Here is a 15,557-nt window from a genome sequence, read left to right as displayed (position 1 = left end):
TTCACTGGCTGCTTTTTTCGTAGGACCGAACATGGAAAAAGGTTATCGTCTTCTAGAACGGATTGAATTGGGTGAGCCAAAAAACTGCTACGAGAAAGTGGTGTCTCACAAGCATCTGATTGAGTCTATTCATTCGCACCTTGCCGACTTATTGAACACACATTCTGGCAACGCCATGATTGATGATGAGTACGGCCTGCCTGATTTCAACGATGTGCTTTCCAATAACACAAACCTCGTTCGTCACATTCAAAAAAACATCACATCAACCATAGAACGCTTTGAGCCCCGACTATTGAATGTCGAGGTTCATTACCGTGAAGACCACCATAACCCATTACAACTCGGCTTTGGTATTCGCGGCGAAGTTTCCCATAACGGCGGTAAAGTCCCAATGTCGATCGATGTTTACATGGGAACTGACGGCCAATTTAACGTTTAGTAGGTGCCACTTGAGTAACAGTAAATACTTTCAAGATGAACTCACGTATTTGCGCGAGTCGGGTAGTGAGTTTGCCAAATATCACCCGAAGTTAACTCATTTTCTCTCTGAAGGAACCTTCGACCCAGACGTCGAGCGACTGCTTGAAGGTTTTGCATTTCTGACCGGACGTATCCGTGAAAAGATTGACGACGAACTGCCAGAGCTGACGCAATCTCTGATGACTTTGCTGTGGCCGCATTACATGCGTTCAATTCCGTCTTTGTGCATCAGCGAGCTGAAACCACATACGGGAAGTGTTACTGAGAAAACCGTGGTGAAACGTGGCGCGGAGATGGCCAGTGAACAAGTCGAAGGCACGCAGTGTTTGTTCCGCACTTGTTACGATGTGAATCTGTACCCAATCACGATCACTAATATCGAACAAACCAACAGCCGCACCAGTTCAGCGATTGATGTGACGTTATCAACGGAACATGGTCTTGAACTGTCTCGTATCGGTTTAGATACGTTGCGCTTGCACTTGCATGGTGAGATCCATATTACTCGCACCGTCTTCTTATGGTTGTTCCGCTACCTAGATTACGTCGAGCTAGATGTCGGTGGTGGCTACAAACACCGCCTAGGGCCAGAATACGTTAAGCCAGTAGGGCATGAAGAAGACGAAGCGCTGCTGCCTTACAGTAAAAACTCCTTCGCAGGTTACCGCTTGCTGCAAGAATTCTTCTCTTTGCCAGATAAGTTCATGTTCTTCGACATCAAGGGCTTAGAGTGGCTAAAAGGCATTCCGCAACGCAGCACGGTCAAAATCAAATTCCACTTTAAGCGTGCTTTACCTTCTGAAGTGGTTTTGAAAGATAAGCACTTAAGATTGCATTGTACGCCAGCCGTTAACTTGTTCGAGAAAGACGGTGATCCAATTCGTTTGGAGCACCGTCGCAATGAATACAAAGTGCGCCCTCAAAGCAATACTCAAGAACACTATGAAGTGTATGGGATTGAGCAAGTGGAGAGTTGGAGTAAGGACGAACGCCGCCGTAAACCGTTAATCGAATTTGAGTCGTTTGAGCACCAAATCAACCAACGTGATAAACGAGAATTCTACAAATCCAAAGTGGGTGAGCGAGTAAGCGGAAGAGGGCTAGAGCGCTATATCTCATTCCATACTCACAATGGCGACATTGCGGATCTTGGGACTGAAACCGTATTGATGAAACTGCAATGCAGCAACGCGGATTTGGCAGAACGTCTTTCGGTGGGTGACATCACTTACGCAACCCATAAGTCACCAACGTATGCGACGTTTAAAAACATTACCAAGCCAACACAATCGGTAAGCCCACAAGTGAATGGTGAGCTTCAATGGCAGCTGATTGCCAACATGTCGCTCAACTACTTGTCTTTAGCGAATATCGATGTGTTGAAAGTGTTGCTCTCTACTTACGACTTCCATTCTCGTGTCGATAGACAAGCCCACCGCGCGTCGATTCATCGACTTGATGGCATTATTTCATCAGAGATGAAGCCAATTGACCGTGTGTTCCGTGGCGTTTCTGTACGTGGTAACCAATTCAAGTTGGTGACCAACTCTAAGTTCTTCGTGAACGAAGGCGATATGTTCCTTATGGCAACGGTACTGAACGAATTCATCCGTCTGTATTCGAGTGTGAACTCCTTTACTGAACTGGAGGTGTTTGATGAAGCCACTGGCGAAGTGTACAACTGGGCAAGCCTGATCGGACAGCAGACGATTCTATGATTAATACACTTTCTGATAAGTCGAATGAGTTTAGCTTCTACCAAGCGGTGCTTTTGCTGGAGAAACACTACCAACTAGAGCCAAATTCCAATTTTGTCGCGGTCGGTGAGAACAAATACTTCCATCAGGAACGCATTGAGTTCAGTGTGTCGCCAAATCTGTGCTTTCCGAAGAGTGATATGGACTTTATCACTCATATGGAGAGAAATGGGCAGCAATATTCACGCGTTGAGACGAACTTCCTCGGTTTGCATGGTTCAAGTTCACCACTGCCAGCCTCTTATACAGAGAAGCTTGCAGGGCGAGATCCTGATGATAACCCGGTAAAAGACTTCTTCGACTTTTTCCATAACCGCTACACCAGTTTGTTGTATCGAGTTTGGAAGAAGTATCGCTATCACGTGCAATACCAAAGTGGGGCGAGCGACGCGTTCTCTGGAAGGATACTGCATTTGGCAGGTCTGTCTGGCGTGATGCAAGATTGTGATGTCGCGGAGTTGGACCGAGCGAAGATTCTGTCTTACGTTAACCAGTTATCGACACGTACACGTTCTCCTAAGCTGATATCCGGTATTGTTTCGCACTACTTTTCACTACCGAACGTTCGAATCGAAGAGTGGGTTTATAGGCGCGTAGAAATCGCTGAGAGCCAGCGTAACAAACTCAATCGTGCTAACTGTGTGTTGGGGCAAAGCCTGCACTTGGGACAAAGTATTGCGGATTTGAATGGCAAGTTTAACTTGTGCATCGACAACATTGATTTTGAGACGTTTAAACAGTTCTCCTACGATGGCGAATTGCATAAGACGCTGGTGGGTTTGATGCGTTTTATTCTGCGTGACCCGATGTCTTGGGATCTTAAGCTGACGGTTAACCTTGATTCTATTCCAGATAACCAACTGGGTAATGGGGAAGGGAACCATTTAGGTCAAACGTTTTGGCTAGGTAGCCCTAGCGAAGCAGACGCTAAAATACGTGTAATCGGCAGTATCTAATGCTTTGCTATGATACCAAAATGGATGATTGAGAAACGGATGCGTAAGAAACGCTAGGCACAAAAAGAACACAAAAAAAGCCGCGATGTATTCGCGGCTTTTTAGTCTGAAAAGAATGTTCGGCGGGAACCAAATAACTTAGCGACTGATTGGTTGGTGGAGTACAACCGTCGTATCGAGTTTTTGAATTCCGCTGAAAGATTCAATTTCATTACATAGGTGGTGAATAGACTGAAGATCCGGAGCTTCGATAAGAGCAATAATGTCGAAGCTACCACCCACAACGCTTGTCAGTCGTACCTCTGGAATCTCTTTAAGGGCACTCGTTACTTCATTTTTCTTGCCCTTTTCACAAGAGATCAGCAGATAGCTGGCTGCTTTGCGACCCTCATTTTCGACTCGGATCTGAGCAGTGTAGCCCTTGATGATCCCAGTCTTTTCCAACCTATTGATTCTTTCTGCGACAGCAGTACGAGACAAACCGATGTTTCTAGATAGATTCGCAATTGACTCTCGTCCGTTTGATAACAGACTGGAAAGGATTTTGCGGTCTAACTTGTCTAAGCCTTGTAAAGTCATGTTTGAAATCATGTGTTCTGCCTATTCTGGTTTTTATATAGTTATTAAATCGACTCTGGGAGTGTAAAGTTATACAGCTCGGCTAGAGTGAATGGGTTTTTCTGTGTCAAAGGAGTGATACGAAGGCTCAAGTCCCTCCCAGACACTTTTATGTCACTGACGAAGCTACCGTTATGAGTGTTTGTCAGGGTCGAATCACCTAGCAATCTGTATATCGCCCACTGACCACTCTTATTAAGAACGTGCTGCTTGCCCTCGTCTGTCACATCTTGGATCGTGATACTAATGTTGAAGTCACCGTTCTGCGGCGGCCACTCCATCTCACGAATTCGGCTCGGACCGTGATAGTAGTTGATATCAGTGTCTGAAATTTTCAGACTGGCTCTGATAGCACTGGAATCAAGGTCTAATACTTTCGCACTGAACGGGATGTAAACTCGGTTTGTGCTCTTATTGATCAACGTATCGCGGATAACGTTGTAATTGCGCAATTGCACCAATAGGGCAGGTGAAAGTGGCATTGTTTCGCCATCCACCTGTTTTGGTGTCCACAAGTTTGTATCGTAGAACGGTGCGAAGTTCTTCTGAATAAACGTGTCTAACAAACCACCTGATGCAAACAACAATTCGAAGTCTTCAATCGAGATTTCTTCTGTCGCGTTTAGATCAAATGGGTATTTACCAAGTCCTAGCTCTTTAAACTTGGTGTAAATCTCGCTGTACCATTGGGTTTGAATGCCTTTTGCTGATTCTGCAATCATCACTGACCAGCTTTGCTGAACCACATCAAGCAACCAGCTGCGTACCGGCTCTGGTGACTTTTGAGCAATCTGCTTAAGTTTGATAAGCGGATCCGCTTCTGTGCTGTTCATACGGTGTTGAGCAGCGGCCAACGCAGCCATTTGTGGGTCAGGCGCATCAGCGATGTCTTTCATGTAAGTACGAACACGGCTCAAGGCTGTAATGGTTTCATCCCATGGAGTAGGGGAGTTTGGTGTTTCACTAACTTGAAGTTGGTTCAACAAGTGGAAGGCTTGCTCAACGCGCTTCATCAGTAAGTAATCTGGTTGTACGGCTTCTTCTACTGCTTCTGATGCCGAGTTTGCTGCTTCCGCGAGTTTCGGGTTCACTTTAGCGATTAACGCGTTCTTTTCGCCAACAGGAGAGAACTGAGTGTTCGCGTAAACTTGCTTAAGTACGGTAGTCATTGGCGAAGATGGACCTGAAATAAGGTCGATAGCGTTCGTTAAGTCACCCACATTGTTGTAGTTCTGAACTTTTAGCTCACTCAGTGCGTTGCGCCAGTAGTTGATGTAGTCATCGGTGTACTTCTTACGAACCTGAGTCTTAAACGCATCCTGCTCTTGCTTGGTTGGAATCACGTGGTTTGATAAACCTAAAACCCAGTTATCACTGATCACTTGCTGTGACATCAAATCAACACGAGGGCGATAGAAGGTACTAAAACCTGTTGAAGTGTAAACTTTATCGATAACAAGTCGATTGTCGTCTAGCGGTTCGTTAAACACGTTGTTGAACTCAAAACCAACGGCACGTTGGAGATCGAGCGTACCAAGGTCAATGGCATCTGCCTGGTTCAAAATTCCTGCGTAAACGAGATCTACGTTGGAGTTAGCCAGTAATGAGCGACGAGTCGCGCGCACAATGTCCATGTTGATATCAACCGGTGCAAATTGAGTGCGGAAGTAGGCATCTAAGTAACGCATTGCTTGGCTAACAACATCTGGCTTGTCGCTCAAATCGTTGAGAGTCTGAAGTGTTTGGCGACGTAGGAACTGAATGTCACGTTTTGATGGGTCATTCAACATCAAGTAGCCTTTTAGCAATGGCAACGTCGCGGCAATATCATGTTGATTGTGAGTCAACTCGAGACGGTAACCTCTCTCTACGACGGGCATAAGCTGTTGTGCGACTTCTTTAAGCAGAGCTTCGTAAGCCAATCTTGTGCTTTGGTCTAGGCGACTGATGTTCAATGGCAAGACTTCTTCGTCTAGGGCACGAGAGCCTTCTAGCCACGCGCTGTATGACGGTTGAATTGCGCGTGTTGCGTTAACCAATAACTGGTTAAAGCTTGCTTCTTGCTCTACCTGACCTTTGTCATCAATACCAATCAGTTGATTGATGACACGTAGGTTGCTGTCTAGTGTTGTAACGAAGAAATAGGTACCGCCTGCCAATAGGATAACGGACGCAAGCATAGCCAAATGGCTTTGACGTTGGATCAAGCGCAGGTACGTTTTGTTCTCACCGGCAAAATCGCTCTCTGGCAAAATCTGAGAATCAATCAGGAAGCGAGAGAAATAGGGCGTTTCTGTCAGTTGTGTATGCTCTGACGCAATGATCGGCAAATTAAAGTAATTGCTGCAGCTTTTTGCTAACAGGTTGTACTTACGACCACCTTGTAAGCTAGAGCAGAAGAAGATCTCTCGGATATCGAGAGAATAAACGCCGCTGTTCGCGTCACAAAGGCGTTCAAGTACATAACTAATTTCCGCTTGGCAAAGCTCAAATTGTTTAGGGAAAGCAAGGATTGCTTGTTTCTCGTCGATATCGGTTGAGTTTGCTGATGCATCTAAAGCGTTGCTTTCAAGTACTTTGACTAGATTGCGGTAACCATCGCGGTAATACTCTGTAATGACACCTTTCGCTTCTTTCAAAGGGATAGACAAGAACTCTACACGCGTTTTAAGCGAGCTAAAATGCACGTATTCCTTAAAGCCATCTAGCTTGTCGAGTTTCGACATCATCAGGTAAACAGGCAATGCTGAAGAGGTTTTTTCACTGATGGAGCTCAAACGCTGCAATAAGGCCGTGATGGTGTAATCTTTTTGCTCTGGTTCAGAAACAATCATGAACTCAAAGTCGGTAAAGAACAGGCAACCGGAAAATGGCTTTCTCGGACGGTGACGAATCACTTCATCGACAAAGGTATTCCACAGTGACGCATCGCTGCTTGACACCTCTTGGAACACGAGACGCTGATCTGGTTTGACGTAAACCGCGCTGTCAGATTCATACCATTCAAAGAAATCGTTTTTTGCAGTGCGAGAACGATCCATTGGTTTAATTGCGCTTGAATTAAACAAGAATTGACGTCGCCCAGACGCTTTATTACCAATCATAAGATAGATTGGCTTCTTGCCTGAATTAGACAGAAGAGGGCGAATCACCATCGAAAGGGCTTCTTCTTCTGTTTCTAAACGCTGAGCTTTTGAGTTGTTCTTTTTCTTAAGCCATAGTGAAAACTGGAATATAAGATAAAAGGTGGCAATGACTCCGAGACCAACCCATAGATAAAGCTTATCTGCATCTTCGAGTAAGAATAAATATACTGCTGCAAATATCGCGGCTAAAACCAGAGCCACTATGGTAGAAACCACGATCGGGTTTCTCAGTATTTTTTGTTTGAACATAAGCCTATAACTTCTTTACTTGTATTGTTATTTATTGTCGTTTGACGCAGTTTTTAGCTGATTAATTTTATATAGGTAGGTGTTCAGTAAAAGGAGGGAGCGCTCAATTTCCTTTTGCTGCGTGTTCTTTTCTGCGTACTCAATTCGACCTAGAAGTGGAAATAGCGAATTACTGTATTCATACGCTTTCTTCGAGTCTTTATCTGAATTGTGTTTAGCGACATTGGCAAATACCGTCCTAGCATAGGCAAACCGTTTGTATATGACATCGAATTCATTTTCGAAACGAGAACGTTGGTCTAAAAAATTCTCTCGAAGTTGCTGTGCAGATGACGAGTCTGGGTAGATTTCTGTCAACTCATAAGTCAGTTCATCAATGGTGTTTACTTTACTTACCTTCACTGGATCGAGTGTCCAATCGGTCATCAATGTATCAAGGCGTTCTACTGTCGCTGAACGTAAAGAAAGTCGGTGATCTTTGTTTTCAACGTTAAACGACCTAACGATATCAGTCAGTTCTGTCAGTGAAGCGTGTTCGATATCATCTTTCAGTGTTTCGTATTGATGCTGCTTGTAAATAAAGTGAGAAGCCAATGCTGCTGTCAACAAACCAACCACAGAGAAGAGTACCAACCGGCTCGATTTCTGTGACTCGGGCTGTGGCGTTGCTGGTGGTTGTTTGGCGTCAACTTTCGGTGGAGGGGCGATTTCAACTTTAATCCCTGTTGATGGCGCTTGAACTTCTGGTTTTGGTTGCTTCGCCTCTAACGCCATGACTTCTTTGGCTTTTGCTTCCTTAATCTCTTCAATCCACTGATTTAAGATACGACGAATACGACCAAAAGATGGGGCTTTAATTCCGTAGTGAAGGCGCAGCTCTTCCTCGATGCGTAAGCACAGTTGATGTGCTGCTTCGATAAGAGGAAGCTCCTCTGGTAATGCGCGTTGCTTTTTAATCCGTTTCTCAGTGTATTCAACCATCCACTCGATAGCGCTGATACGGGCATTCGCTTTTGCATGCTCTGGGTAAGCGGTGTACCAGTACACCACACATAAATCGAGCAACGAGTTCAAACCTTCAACTAGGCCTTTTAAACCGTCATTATAGGTTGCTGCAACCGTAAAATAGCAGCTGCAACGAAAGTCTTTGCCTTGAGTGCTTAGAATCTTTTTGGACAGCGTTTGCACAGTCTTCCAAGAAACTCTGCCTGTTACTTTGTTAAGGTTATTTATTTGACGTTTTATTTCGTCAAAATCGTCTAAGCCATTAGGGTTTGAGCCGCTTGGATTACTTTCATCGATCGGCCTTCTAGTGAAGTCGCTGAAAAACATATTTTCCAATTCCAACTGATTATATGGAAAGTAGCAGTTGGCAAATGATTATAAATGCACTGCTATCATCTTTTTTTTGAGGGATTTTATAGGCAAAAGAAAGAAATTGAATAATAAATAATATCTAAATCAATATAATTTAACTTAGTGTGACATTCGTTCACAAAAATTGTTGATTATGTTGATTTGTTTGGCATTAGTTTAGGTGATGTGTATTCCAGTAATTGAGACAAAAAGTAAGATTAATAGATTTTTAATATTAAGCGTGGTTATGACAAAAGTTCAAAACTTGAAGTAATGTCAGATTATTAAAATTAAGACAACCTTGATTAGAGGATACTTTAATAGTGAAAACTTATCAAAGTCTTTAACATTTGTTTGTTTAAGTGATGGTTGTGTTTCTAATTAAGAACTGGCTAATTTAGTTACTTAAGCTAGATTCATTATATTTACACAATAACCTTCACCGTTTATATGAATATATCGCTAGTGATATTGCGTTTATTTATAGGTGATTTGCCTTATTTGATGGGGCTATTTTTTACCATATTGAAAAAGCAAAGAGACTTGATATCTTTCGCCCCTGAATATAATTACAAGGCTTTCAAAGAGGGACGAAATGCTAAAACCAAGTCAAGTTGGGCTAATCTCAGCCATGTGTCTATTTTCTACTTTTGCTGTTGCGAAGGGGGAACGATATGGTGGCTCAGTCAACATGCTGACAATCGAAAGTATTGACTATGATGAAGGTTCTAGCGGTGATGTAGATACGTTGCGATACGGTCTAGTTCATACACGTCCTATCGATGAAAACAACAATCGCTGGCGTTGGTGGTTGGGTCTTAATTACCTTGCTGAAGATGTCGACGCACCTTCAAATGGTGTTTATCAAGAAGTCACAAACTACGAGCTTCGCGTTGTTCCACAATATGCCCTGAGCTCTTGGAGCATCTTTACCCCATACGTCGGTGCTGGACTTTCGTTCGGCTATTCACAGTATTCAAACCGTTGGAAAGTAGACCAAGACGGTTACCGTTACGAAAGCATTGAAGACATTGACCAGTTTGAACTTGGTGCGGTTGTTACTCTTGGTACTGCAATCAAACTTGGTAGCAACCCAGATGCCCACATCCAGATCATCCCTCAAGCTTCCTACATTCTTCCAGTAGTCAATGATGGAATTGGTGGAGTAGAGCTGTCCGTTTCCCTACTATTTTAAGGTTTAGCAATGCAAACACATCAGCTAGTCCTATTCATTTCAAAGTGCCCGGAGGAATACACAGGCGCTAAGCATATCGAGATGCCCGAAGGTGGTGGCTCAGTAGGGCGTGCGCCAAGTTGTACACTACCTTTAACTGACCATAATCGTTTTATCTCTGGGACCCACTGCCTTATTAGTGTTTACGGCGACACATATTACATCAGTGATGTGTCAACCAATGGCACTATGGTAAACGGCAATAAGATCCTTAAAAACCAACCAGTTTCGATTGTCGACGGTGACGTGGTGTCCCTTGGCCAGTACGAAATTGGTGTTTCTTTAGAGCATGTTTCAGCGGCTCAAGATATTGCTGCCGATATTGCTCCAGAACGTGTCTCAAATGATCCGCTAGTTAATTTGGGTGAGGCTGTCGTTGAGGAAGACGAAAAAGTCGGCGCGTTAGAAGACCTGTTCATGGAAACGAAACAGGACGATGTGGACAGCGATGATCCTATTGCACATCTTAAGTTTTCGATGCAGCGTGAAGATGACCATCTTATCCGTGATGTCGAAAAGCCTGAGGCCGTGCAAACTAAGCCAATCGAAAACACAAGACAAGTTGTGGATGATAGCTTCAGTATCCACTCTGAATTCGATATTCCGAACCTAATTCCAGAAGATTGGTTGGCTGGAACCGCCACGAGTAATGCATCTGTTGAACCAGAAACACAACCTCGTCGAGATAGCAGTTTTATTCCTGAAGATTTTGTGAATTCAGAGAGATCAGATAACTCAGAAGCGTTGGTGTCTCAACCTGAGAAAGTGCAACCTGAAGTACACCAATCTCGCCCACAACAATTTGAACAACCGACTCCACCACCAGTCCAACAATCGGCACAAAGAACAGAACCAGTTGGTCAGAAATGGGAGGAGGTAACACAAGCCTTTATTCCTTCGACGCAATCTGCTCAGCAAGAATCGAAAGTTACGGAAACCAAAGTGGGCTTCGTCAGCAATGAATCTATCGCTACTGAGCAAGGCACTCTTTCTTCCGACATTAGCAAAGCGTTCTATGAAGGTTTGGGGATCAGTAATCCAGAATTGATCAGCAATGAAGCACTCCTGTTTAAACAAATGGGGACCTGCCTTCGTTTGTGTATCGACAACTTGCAAAAAGACCTTCATGAAGTGGAGTCACTTAAAGGTGAGCAGGGCTTAAGCGAAGCAGATTCTAACCTAGCGGAATTGATGCTGACTCTAAACAGCCAGAATCTACTGTCTCCTAATGAGTTGGTCGAACAGATGTTAGATGAAATCAACGACCACCAAATTATTTTTAATAAAGCACTCAATGAGTTGCTGATCGAGCAATCTGAAACGAATGACCCTGTCACGTTTGCAAACGACGTCGCAAGTAAATCTATGTTCACTACCAAATCAAAATTGTGGGGTGAATATCTGGAGTTCTATGCGAATAACCGTCGCCAAATGAATGAGACATCGTTGAAAGGTTTGATCAAGAAAAACTACACCAAAGCGATTAAGGGAAGCCATGCGTAGTATTGCGATGTTGCTCGGATGTGCTTTGCTATCCGGCTGTTCCATGTGGGACCAATTTAAAGAATCTACAGGTATTACACCTGAAACGTCATCAATCGAGTTGGTGATTGAGGCTTCTTCGGTTCTTAACGTTCGTGAAGGCGGGCAATCCTCTCCGGTTATTTTGCGCGTGCATGAACTGACATCACCAGTATTGTTTCGAAGCTTAGATTTCTTTGCCTTGTTTGAGAATGATAAAGCGTCACTGGGTGATGAATACATCAAACGTTACGAATACCAAATGCAACCGGGTGAAAAAATCCATGAGTTCTTGGAGCTTGACCCAGCTACTCGTGCCGTAGGGTTCTCGGTAGCGTTTCGCGATATTGACGGCTCTTCTTGGCGTAAAGTCGAAGTGATTGAAGAGAAGAGCGAGTACTACATCAAACTCAAGTTAGAAGGCAGTGAGTTAATTTCTGACAACACTCGCGGCATTGAACAAGTTTACTTTTAAGGAATAAAAGCATGTCTTTATACAATCCAGTTGTTTGGCAAGATGGAATGTTCATGAAGCCGCAGCACTTTCAGCAACTCGATCGTTCACAAAGTAAACTGTCGAGCATGTTGAGCGCCAATGCATCGCCTCTACATTGGGGAATTAAGCGTTTAGAGATTAACTCGCAACTGCTGGCGTTGGGTAAAATTGGTATTACTCGCGCTGAAGGCATTCTTCAAGACCGAACCCCTTTTGATCTGCCACTGCTCGCTGAACTGCCAGAAGTAAAAGACGTTGATCCTTCGATTGCTGATAAAGTGGTTTACCTTTGCTGTCCGTTACCTTCTGAACGTTCGGAGCTATTCGGCACCAAGAAAGACGGCGCACGTTACACCATGGAATCGCAAGAAGCCGTCGATGCTTGTTATGATTCGGAAGACATGGCAAACATCGTAGTCGGTAAGCTTAACTTTTGTTTGATGTACGACCACGAAGACAAGAGTGCGTACACATCGATTCCAATTCTAAAGATCTCAGAAGTGAAGCCAGACGGCAGTGTCATCTTAGATGAGAGCTTTATTCCGACTTGTATTGATATCCATGCTTCGACCGTACTGAACAAGTTCGCAACCGAGTTTGCTTCTATGCTGAAACACCGCGCAGAGTCTATCGTTCAGCGCTTAGGTGTCGTCGACCAACAAGGTGTATCTTCAGTTTCTGATTTCATGCTGCTCCAAGCTCTAAACCGATACGAGCCATTATTCTGGCATTTTGCGAGTGCAGAAGGGATTCATCCTGAATCGTTTTACCGCATTCTTCTTCAAGCGGAAGGTGAGCTTTCGACTCTGTGTTCGGTGTCTCGTCGACCAGTTGAGTTTACCAAATACAATCACGGCGATTTGACCAGCTGTCTATCGCGAACACTTGATAGTGCGAAGATGACATTAAGTGTGATGTCTGAGCAGCGTGCAATGCCACTCACGTTGAGAGACCAAAACTACGGCATTAGAACGGCAGCGATTCCAGACAGCAAGATTATTGATACAACAACCTTTATTCTTGCGGTTAAAGCCGATGTTACTTTGGATGTGCTTCATACCCAGTTTGTTAGTCAAACGAAGATCGGTTCTATCGATAACATTCGTGACTTGATTAACCTTCAACTGCCTGGTATCGAGATTAAACCAATGCCAGTCGTACCTCGTGCATTGCCTTACCACGCAGGTTACACCTACTTCGAACTGGATAAGACCGGTGAAGAGTGGGCAGCACTGAAAAACACGGCTGCGATTGCGGTTCACGTAGCGGGTGACTTTGCTAACTTGTCATTGCAACTATGGGCTGTTCGTCTATGAGTTACGCAGAAACCGACGTCACTGTAGTTTTATTCCAACCAGAGCCTGGCAAACCGATGGAGGTGATGCCAGCGCCTGACTTGTCTCGTAATATCGCGGTACAAGACCTAAACATCGAAAACATGGGCATCAACCCGTTGGTCGACCAGTTTTCATGGTTGATCGCCAGCTTGTCTTGTATGTCCTCAATTCCTTGGCTTGATGATCCAATGCCATTCCGTGAGCAAGTGGCTCGCGAGATAAGAAAAGGCGAACGTAAGCTCAATGAAATGGAATTGGACCGCGCATCCATTTTGGTCATCCGATACTGTTTGTGTGCTGCGATTGATGAATCGGTTTGCCGACAAGAGTGGGGCGCTAACAGCCATTGGAGCCAGAACAGTTTGCTGTCCGAGTTCCACAATGAAACATCTGGCGGCGATAAGTTTTTCGTTATTCTCGAGCGCTTAAAAGCAGACCCACGCAAGTATCGTCACGTTATCGAGTTTCTGTATTTACTGCTTCAACTTGGCTTTCAGGGCAAATACGGCCGTGAAGAACGCGGTAACGAAAAGCTCGCAGAAATCGGCAATACCATTTATCGCTTAGTACGTGACGAACGTTTGGCAGAGCAAGAGAAAGTCTCTCTCGTTAACCTTAAGGCTAAATACCTCAAGAAACCGTTAAAAAGGGTGATTTCACCCAAACTGATTTTAGGCATCAGCGCAATTACCTTCGCGATCATGTATGCCGCGACCTACGTCGTTATAGATTTAAAGTTCCAGCAATTGCTTGAACTGTATCGATAAACAGAAGATCTCGAAATGAGATCTTCTGCCAGTTTTAAGCTTTATCGTGAATTTCACTAGCGGTTTAGTGAAATTCACTAGTCATTTAGAGAGATTGCAATATGCGATCTCTTTTATTATTCAATCAACAAAATTCAAATGGATTGGTTATGGGCGTAACAGTTGGTGCAAATGGACTTTCGATAGTTCATAAAGGCTCAGGTGGTGAAGCGAATGCAACGCTCCCAGATGTTTGTTTAACGAAGGTCGGCAAGCCGATCGTTCCTATCCCTTATGGCAACAATGCTAAATCAGCAGATCTTGCAGGTGGCACTACGACTATCTCTATGGATGGCGGCAACAGTGTCGCAATTAAAGGCAGTACGTTTTCAAAAAGTACCGGTGATGCGGGCGGCGATAAAAAAGGCGTCGCATCCGGCACGATAGAAGCCGAAGCAAAATTCATTTCAGCCTCACCAACGGTTAAGTTTGAAGGCAAGGGCGTATGTCGTTTGTCTGACCAAATGACCATGAACAAAGCCAATACCATGTGTCTTGGTGGCGCTCAAAACCCATCGGTTTCTGTTACGGAAGATCAGGAAGGGACGTATACGGTTGATTTGTACCTCTCTTACTCAGACGGTGAACCCGTTCAAGGCGCAACTTACACTCTAACCGATCAATCTGGCGCCGTATTTGAAGGAACACTAGACAACAACGGTAAAGCATCGGTTGGTGGCGTTGCTCCGGGTGAGTTTGCCATAGAGTACGGCGAGGACAGCCGAGACTTTATGCCGAATGTCCCAACGAAGACCAATCCAAACTTTAATCCAAGTGCGAACGCTCAACTGATCATTGAAGAAACAAAGAAAGGTGAAGTTGGCTTCTGGGAAAATGCTTGGACGCGAATGTCTGGTGCCGCCAGTTGGATTTGGGGTGTGATTCTTGGTGATTTCAACGATGATGCTTCTGTAGAGCAGATCATCGCCAATACAGCGCTGACGATGATTCCTGTCGTAGACCAAGCCGCTGACGTGCGCGATTTATCTGCAAACATTATGACTTTGTTGAGTGAAGAAGAACGTGATAAGCCCGAAAACTGGTTAGCACTTTCACTTACCCTTGTCGGCTGCGTTCCTACATTTGGTAGTGCGGTCAAAGGCACATGTAAAGTAGCACTAAAAGGCGGTAAAGGAACATCAAAAGATACTTTGCTAGCCGTTTTAAGAGGCATGGGGAAAGGCGATCCAGAAAAATTCTTGCGTACATTAGATTGGGTGGATTACGCGAAACAAACCAGCCAGATTGTTAGCGATGTTCTAAAACCTTGTATTGAAGTGGCAACTGAGCTGGCTTCATACGCAAACAGAATGGGCGCAGATGAGCTCGGCGCGTATTTCTTGAAGCTAGCGGATGAAGTGAAAATCATCGATAAGATGGTGCCGGACAAACTAAAAGAAGCGATGGGCGAGTTTGATGATCTTTTTGCTCGCATCTTAGGTAAGGGCGAGAAAACGTACCCAGCAAAAGTAAAACACAATACAGGTGAGTCTGCTCAGTCAGGAAAGAACTCTGCAAAGGCGAATGAGGACAAAGATAAAAAGGAGTTTATCTGTCCCGTTTGTAAGAAAAAACCAGAAAAATGTGATGCTTATTAG

12 protein-coding genes are annotated in these 15,557 nt (G+C 44.3%); 9 read left to right on the top strand and 3 right to left on the bottom strand.

Annotated elements, in window-relative coordinates; all coding sequences use genetic code 11:
• Positions 1–31: 31 nt before the first annotated feature.
• From tssE to tssG, 3 genes are read left to right on the top strand one after another with little or no spacing between them, the layout of a single operon-like run.
• Positions 32–442 (top strand): type VI secretion system baseplate subunit TssE, encoded by a 411-nt coding sequence (tssE, locus tag KIT90_RS23215; RefSeq protein WP_020195813.1) that lies wholly within the window; start codon positions 32–34, stop codon positions 440–442.
• Between the two features lie 10 nt (positions 443–452).
• Positions 453–2,201, top strand: a complete 1,749-nt coding sequence (tssF, locus tag KIT90_RS23210; protein WP_020195814.1) for a type VI secretion system baseplate subunit TssF — start codon at positions 453–455, stop codon at positions 2,199–2,201.
• On the top strand, positions 2,198–3,196 hold the full coding sequence (gene tssG / locus KIT90_RS23205; protein WP_009705244.1) for a type VI secretion system baseplate subunit TssG: 999 nt from the start codon (positions 2,198–2,200) through the stop codon (positions 3,194–3,196). Before tssF ends, tssG begins: the two co-directional genes overlap by 4 nt.
• A 138-nt stretch (positions 3,197–3,334) precedes the next feature.
• On the opposite strand, the gene KIT90_RS23200 is transcribed toward tssG, so the two are convergent.
• The 3 genes from KIT90_RS23200 to KIT90_RS23190 are packed head-to-tail and all read right to left on the bottom strand — an operon-like array spanning position 3,335 to position 8,541.
• On the bottom strand, positions 3,335–3,787 hold the full coding sequence (locus KIT90_RS23200; protein WP_009705245.1) for an Lrp/AsnC family transcriptional regulator: 453 nt from the start codon (positions 3,785–3,787) through the stop codon (positions 3,335–3,337).
• Between the two features lie 32 nt (positions 3,788–3,819).
• A complete protein-coding gene (gene tssM / locus KIT90_RS23195) occupies positions 3,820–7,209 on the bottom strand; it encodes a type VI secretion system membrane subunit TssM (RefSeq protein WP_285378964.1) in 3,390 nt (1,129 codons plus the stop codon).
• Positions 7,210–7,236: 27 nt separating this feature from the next.
• The gene (locus KIT90_RS23190; RefSeq protein ID WP_285378962.1) at positions 7,237–8,541 is read right to left on the bottom strand and encodes a type VI secretion system ImpA family N-terminal domain-containing protein; all 1,305 of its coding nucleotides are present in this window, start codon (positions 8,539–8,541) and stop codon (positions 7,237–7,239) included.
• A 619-nt stretch (positions 8,542–9,160) separates the two neighbouring features.
• Here KIT90_RS23190 and KIT90_RS23185 point away from each other — a divergent pair.
• From KIT90_RS23185 to KIT90_RS23160, 6 genes are all read left to right on the top strand, one after another.
• Positions 9,161–9,760 (top strand): hypothetical protein, encoded by a 600-nt coding sequence (locus tag KIT90_RS23185; RefSeq protein ID WP_020195817.1) that lies wholly within the window; start codon positions 9,161–9,163, stop codon positions 9,758–9,760.
• Between the two features lie 9 nt (positions 9,761–9,769).
• The gene (locus KIT90_RS23180; RefSeq protein ID WP_285378960.1) at positions 9,770–11,302 is read left to right on the top strand and encodes a type VI secretion system-associated FHA domain protein; all 1,533 of its coding nucleotides are present in this window, start codon (positions 9,770–9,772) and stop codon (positions 11,300–11,302) included.
• Positions 11,295–11,795: a type VI secretion system lipoprotein TssJ gene (tssJ, locus tag KIT90_RS23175; RefSeq protein ID WP_020195819.1), complete on the top strand. Its 501-nt coding sequence runs from the start codon at positions 11,295–11,297 to the stop codon at positions 11,793–11,795. The genes KIT90_RS23180 and tssJ overlap by 8 nt, the downstream gene beginning before the upstream one ends.
• Before the next feature lie 11 nt (positions 11,796–11,806).
• On the top strand, positions 11,807–13,132 hold the full coding sequence (gene tssK, locus KIT90_RS23170; RefSeq protein WP_285378958.1) for a type VI secretion system baseplate subunit TssK: 1,326 nt from the start codon (positions 11,807–11,809) through the stop codon (positions 13,130–13,132).
• Positions 13,129–13,920 carry a type IVB secretion system protein IcmH/DotU gene (gene icmH / locus KIT90_RS23165; RefSeq protein ID WP_180913256.1) on the top strand — a complete coding sequence of 264 codons (792 nt, stop codon included), beginning with the start codon at positions 13,129–13,131 and terminating at the stop codon, positions 13,918–13,920. Before tssK ends, icmH begins: the two co-directional genes overlap by 4 nt.
• Before the next feature lie 149 nt (positions 13,921–14,069).
• Positions 14,070–15,557 carry a PAAR-like domain-containing protein gene (locus tag KIT90_RS23160; protein ID WP_114867507.1) on the top strand — a complete coding sequence of 496 codons (1,488 nt, stop codon included), beginning with the start codon at positions 14,070–14,072 and terminating at the stop codon, positions 15,555–15,557.

The organism is Vibrio sp. B172a (assembly GCF_030248355.1).
Classification (GTDB): Bacteria; Pseudomonadota; Gammaproteobacteria; order Enterobacterales; family Vibrionaceae; genus Vibrio; species Vibrio owensii.
Note: the sequence above shows the minus strand (reverse complement) of the source record. Positions and strands in the feature narration are given on the sequence as shown.

What these genes read in the sequence shown, in the direction of transcription:
- tssK (WP_285378958.1), top strand. Translation starts at nt 11,807, where the DNA reads ATGTCTTTATACAATCCAGTTGTTTGGCAAGATGGAATGTTCATGAAG.
- KIT90_RS23200 (WP_009705245.1), bottom strand. Translation starts at nt 3,787, where the DNA reads ATGATTTCAAACATGACTTTACAAGGCTTAGACAAGTTAGACCGCAAA.
- tssE (WP_020195813.1), top strand. Translation starts at nt 32, where the DNA reads ATGGAAAAAGGTTATCGTCTTCTAGAACGGATTGAATTGGGTGAGCCA.
- tssJ (WP_020195819.1), top strand. Translation starts at nt 11,295, where the DNA reads ATGCGTAGTATTGCGATGTTGCTCGGATGTGCTTTGCTATCCGGCTGT.
- tssG (WP_009705244.1), top strand. Translation starts at nt 2,198, where the DNA reads ATGATTAATACACTTTCTGATAAGTCGAATGAGTTTAGCTTCTACCAA.
- KIT90_RS23180 (WP_285378960.1), top strand. Translation starts at nt 9,770, where the DNA reads ATGCAAACACATCAGCTAGTCCTATTCATTTCAAAGTGCCCGGAGGAA.
- KIT90_RS23190 (WP_285378962.1), bottom strand. Translation starts at nt 8,541, where the DNA reads ATGTTTTTCAGCGACTTCACTAGAAGGCCGATCGATGAAAGTAATCCA.
- tssM (WP_285378964.1), bottom strand. Translation starts at nt 7,209, where the DNA reads ATGTTCAAACAAAAAATACTGAGAAACCCGATCGTGGTTTCTACCATA.
- icmH (WP_180913256.1), top strand. Translation starts at nt 13,129, where the DNA reads ATGAGTTACGCAGAAACCGACGTCACTGTAGTTTTATTCCAACCAGAG.
- KIT90_RS23160 (WP_114867507.1), top strand. Translation starts at nt 14,070, where the DNA reads ATGGGCGTAACAGTTGGTGCAAATGGACTTTCGATAGTTCATAAAGGC.
- KIT90_RS23185 (WP_020195817.1), top strand. Translation starts at nt 9,161, where the DNA reads ATGCTAAAACCAAGTCAAGTTGGGCTAATCTCAGCCATGTGTCTATTT.